The 4,596-nt window shown below is 60.7% G+C and carries 4 protein-coding genes and 1 pseudogene; all 5 read right to left on the bottom strand.

What is annotated here, in order from left to right; genetic code table 11:
• Positions 1 to 90 (bottom strand): annotated as a pseudogene (locus tag MKK67_RS18135) (IS5/IS1182 family transposase); the annotation flags it as partial.
• Between the two features lie 185 nt (positions 91 to 275).
• On the bottom strand, positions 276 to 563 hold the full coding sequence (locus MKK67_RS18140; protein ID WP_243966921.1) for a hypothetical protein: 288 nt from the start codon (positions 561 to 563) through the stop codon (positions 276 to 278).
• Between the two features lie 188 nt (positions 564 to 751).
• Complete coding sequence (locus tag MKK67_RS18145; RefSeq protein ID WP_243966923.1) at positions 752 to 2,080, bottom strand: TAXI family TRAP transporter solute-binding subunit; 1,329 nt, start codon at positions 2,078 to 2,080, stop codon at positions 752 to 754.
• Between the two features lie 69 nt (positions 2,081 to 2,149).
• Entirely contained in the window at positions 2,150 to 3,385 is a 1,236-nt protein-coding gene (locus MKK67_RS18150; protein ID WP_243966925.1) for an HlyD family secretion protein, read from the bottom strand.
• A 3-nt stretch (positions 3,386 to 3,388) separates the two neighbouring features.
• On the bottom strand, positions 3,389 to 3,853 hold the full coding sequence (locus tag MKK67_RS18155; RefSeq protein ID WP_243966927.1) for a hypothetical protein: 465 nt from the start codon (positions 3,851 to 3,853) through the stop codon (positions 3,389 to 3,391).
• Positions 3,854 to 4,596 lie beyond the last annotated feature (743 nt).

A 4,596-nucleotide genomic window follows, 5' to 3' on the forward strand; every position in this document is an offset into this window, starting at 1 on the left:
ACGACGCCCGCCCTTCGGACGGGGCCGAGGCGGCGGGAGGAGCGGAGCGATCTCATCCCAGAGATCATCGGGCAGAAGCGGTCTGGCCATGCTAAACCAACGCTGAAAGCCTCGCTCCGTGCCGTTCTGTTAGGCGCTCTAAGAGCGAGACGGAGAAGCTGACGAGGAGGCTCGGCGAGTATCGATGTGAAGCGGCCCTCCAACGCAGCCTGTATGGATAGATCCGATTGCAAACGACTTCCCTACCGTCTCGATGGGCAGCTGCGTACGGCAGCCTACTCGTCCTTCAGACCGCAGCTGCCTCCTGCCTCTTGTGGATCATGCTGCCGATCTTTCGACGGATGATCTCTCGCATTGGAGAACCGCTGGATCTCGAACTCTGGCGCCTTGCGACCGTAATCGGCTGCGTCACCGTCATGCAATCCTGCTATTGGATCAGATTTCAGCGGGTTCCCGTCTATATTCCATTCCGCAACGTCGTGATCGGACATCTCCTGCTTTTTGCCAGTCGAGCCAGTTTCTTTTTTGGCGGGGCGTTCTTCTCGGTGATCTTCTTTCGGCATGTGCCTGAACTCAGCGCTCTACCGCCCCTGGGCCAAGGTTTTGCGAAGGCGCTTGCCGTCCTAGCGATCCTATTCTCCTTGTTCTGCTACTCGCTTGAACTGGAGCGGCTTGGGAAGGCCATGGAGGGGCTTCCGACCGACGTTCGGTAGATGCGTTGGCTCGGGTCGCACCACATTGCGTGCTCGGCTTAAGCGAGACCCTGTTTGAGCCTGACCTTTGAGGGAGCCCCGACAGTGGTAGGGTGATTGAGCTGCTTTTCGATGGTCGCGCGCAGTTGCGCGATGATCCGCTCGATGAGTTCAAAATGATCGGGTTCGATTTCGTCAGCCGCGAGCCGTTCGAGTAGCCATTCAGTGATGCGTTCAAGCTCCGCATCGGCTGTGGCAAGCTCATCCGCCGTACCGCTCTTTGCGAGTGTCGTGAGTTCGACCACCCTGCAAAGTTTCGCCCGGGCCGCGTTGTTGCGGCGTCGCCTGCTTCTAGAGGCGATCCAGCCCACGAGGGGGGCGAAGATGGCGACGATCATGACGGCCAGCCAGTAGTAGTTGACCGTCTGATCCAGCAGGCTTTCCTGTTCGCCGTCCAGATAGGCAACCGTTCCGGGGTGAACGGGCAGCAGCGAGGACCGCTCGGTGTCGGGCGCTTCCATCTGGGCCGCCGCCGGTAGCGCGATGACGAGCTTCGCCTTCGTCGTCATCAAAAGACGCGTGAGTTCGCCGGCCACACGGTCCGGCAACGTGGCACGTGATACCAGGAGGATGCGAACCGCGAAGGTGTGTATCGTTTCCTTGGGTTCGGTCGGCGTCCCCCCGAAGGTCCCCTGCTTGATTTCGACCGAAGAGTAGGAAGGCCATCGGGCGACGATGGCGTCCGTTTCCGCGATGTCGAGGTAGGACGGCTTCGCCTTGAAGCTCTTCCGGATGCTGGCAAAGGCGTCCGGGATCGGCCCAAGACCAAGCGGCCCGGCTGCGATGGCGGCGGCAGCGCGCTTCGCCTTCAGCGCGGATCCGAATTCCGTCCGCGACATCTCAATCAGGTCTGCGGTGCGTAGGCCGTAGAACTCGGTAAAAGATTTGAGCAGGCCGGGATCAAACCCCTTAGCCACGGCGAGCTTCTTGCCCGCGAGTTCGCTCACCCTCTCGATCTTCGCCCCCGGCGGCAGAAGGACCACCACCCCATCCTGCCGAAGCACGAAGATCGTGCGTCCTTGGGCCGCCGCTTGGTCGTCGCTCCTCACGACCGCGAGATCGACTTGGCCATCCATGAAAGCCTTCGCACTGGCGGCCAAGCTCTCCGTCGGAACGGGGACCAGGCGAACGAGGGGATGCTCCGTAGACAGGTCGCGGATGAACGCGGCGAGCACCTTCTGTCCGTCGCTCCCGACGGGACCAGTCGCCAATGTCAACGTGTATCGGGCGGAGATCAGCGCTGGGTAGCGCGTCAGGGTGTATGCGCCCGCAACGGCCGTCGTGCTGAGGGCGCCCATCGCCGCGACGATTTTGAGCCAGAGCCTCATCGGGGCCGGTTGCCTGGTAATAAATTGCCGTGTGCAGGTTCGTTACGGATCCTACACACGGCAGCCGCTTCAGTGTCCGGCGAACACAAGGGTCTGGATCGGGAGCATCAACGCCTGGATCCGCAGGATCATGGCGTGAACGAGACCGACTGCGTCGACTGCATGCAGGATTAGGCCCTTGAAGGGGCTGACCTGACCGGAGGCGATCAGCTCGTGATTGCTGGTATAGGCGTTTGCGATGCAGCTACTGCCAGGTGTCACCCCGTCTAGGCCGCCCTCATAGAGAGGTTCAAGAAAGACGAGGATGGTTCCCGGCCGCACCACCTGCTGAGCATCGATTAGTTGCTCGCCACCGCGGAACTGTCCGGCGGCAATGAAATCCTGCACCACCGTCACCACCATTGGGATGACGGTCCAAGGCTTCGAGACGCAGGTGACTTCCGCCACCATGCCAACCTTCATCACCTGGGCCTCAATTTGCCCGAAACCCGCCGTGATGGCCTTTCGCCCAGCGCCTTCCGGGATCAGCACTCCGGCTGGACGCATGATCGGGTTGACGATGTCACCGGCCTTCAACCTGAATTGCTCGATCCGACCATTCACGCCGGCTCGGATGACGGTCTTCGCCTTTTCTACTTCGGCTTGGGCGAGCGCAGCTTCGGCACTGGCCTTTTGGGCCGGAAGCAGACTGGATATCTGCGCTTCGGCTGACTGTTTGGAGGCGGTGGCTGCCGCGACTGTGCCTCGGCGGCCGTTCACCATGTTCTGAAGCCGCTCGATCTCGCGCGGCGCGACGATGACGGCATTGCGCCGGTTGAGTTCCTGCTTGGTCTCAAGTTCGTCCACGGCCTGCTGAAGGGCGCTGTTGGCCTCTTGGATCTTGCCATTGGCCACCATAATGTCGGAGCGCGCTGCCACCGTAGCCGCATCGACCTCAGCGATCTTGCGTCGGGCAGCTTCTGCCGCGGCCTCCTGGGTTGAGCTGTCCAGCCTGAAGATCGGCGCCCCTTGCTTGATCTCGGCGCTCACATCAGTGACGTAAACCTGCGCGACCCGGCCGCCGATCTCGGAAACAATCGGCACCGTTCGATAGAACAAGGTAGCATTGCTCGTGGAAGGATGATTGTAAAATATCACGGTGATCAGCCCTACGGTGAGCATCAGGCACCCAACAATACCCCACCGAAGTTCGAACCAGACCGAGAAAAGCGTGATCTCTTTGCCTAACCGCTTACCCTGAGCAAAGCGGCGGACGAGATAATCTGGCAGGATCGTCAGCACTGAGCAGAGAAGTAGCTCAAGCATGGCTCAGCTCCCTGTGTTGACTGGAGCGATTTTCGACATGGGCCGCAACGGCGGCCGCGTTTCTTCGTGATGAGGAACTGCGGCTTTGGGCAGGTCCGCCATCTCGCCCGCTCCTTGGCCTGCCGGTATGCCCGCAATCTTTTCGAGAGATCCCGCCATCCTGCCGAACGCACCTCCGAAGTCGGGAATGTCGATCAGGGCGAGCAGAAGGCCGATGACCCAGAAAAGATGCACGTGTGTGAACAGGGCTAGTAGACCCAGTACGGCGACGATCTCGAATTGGAGCTTATGGCCCTTGTGGGCGATCCGCTCGGGCAAGGTGTGCAAACGCAGGAACAGAAGCCCAATCGCCATCACGATTATGACCAGGAACACAGCCATAATCACCATGAAGACGTCTGTCTCACCTGAGGCAGTGATGAACGGCGGCAGATGGTGGGGTGCAGCGGGATTGAGCGAGGCAGTCATCGAAGCCTCCGAGTGAGGACACGACGCCATCCGCCGCGTATTCCCTCTTCTTACGGCGCATCCATCGTCGGCGGGCCCTAAGCGTGGCCAATCTACGCCCGATCAGCGCGCTCGTCTCGCCCAAAGAGGCATAAAATGATCCAGAATTCGAGATATGAAAACGCTGCTATTTCAGTGTTACCGAATTCTGGCTCGCCACAGAGCCGACCACGGCAGAATTCTAGTCATGACGAATTGCGAATGCCCGCTTCGAAGGATGCACAATGGCGTTTTGAATGATTGCAATGGGCGTGCTGCTACCGGAGCGACGGCGCGACCAACGTTTGCTTTCAATGAGGGCGCAGATCAGAAGTTGCGGCTAGGTTGGTTCGCAGGCGGAACGTCCGCTTGCGAGCGGTCGGTCAACTTCCGCATCCCACCCCGAGCCGAAGTTGCCGGTGGGCTGACGAACGACCGCTTCGGAGAAGCGCCGACGGCGGTCGGGGCGACTGGGTTGGGTCGATAGGAGGCCGTCCGCTTCTCCGGCGGGCCTTCTCCGAAGCGGCCATTCCGCTTTCGGCCAGATCTCGTCGTTGCAGATAGCCCCCATGAACGTCTGCGACGGGTGGATTTCTGCCGGTCCGCTTCGGGACGGCGATGTATGAAAGCGGACATCGCCGCCGAGCCCGCTCCCGACCCCTTTCGGACCTTGAGCCCGAACTTTTGAAGGTCCGCTTCGTAACAGAGGCGGACGCCGCTCAAGC

This window comes from Methylobacterium sp. J-072, from assembly GCF_022829425.1.
Classification (GTDB): Bacteria; Pseudomonadota; Alphaproteobacteria; order Rhizobiales; family Beijerinckiaceae; genus Methylobacterium.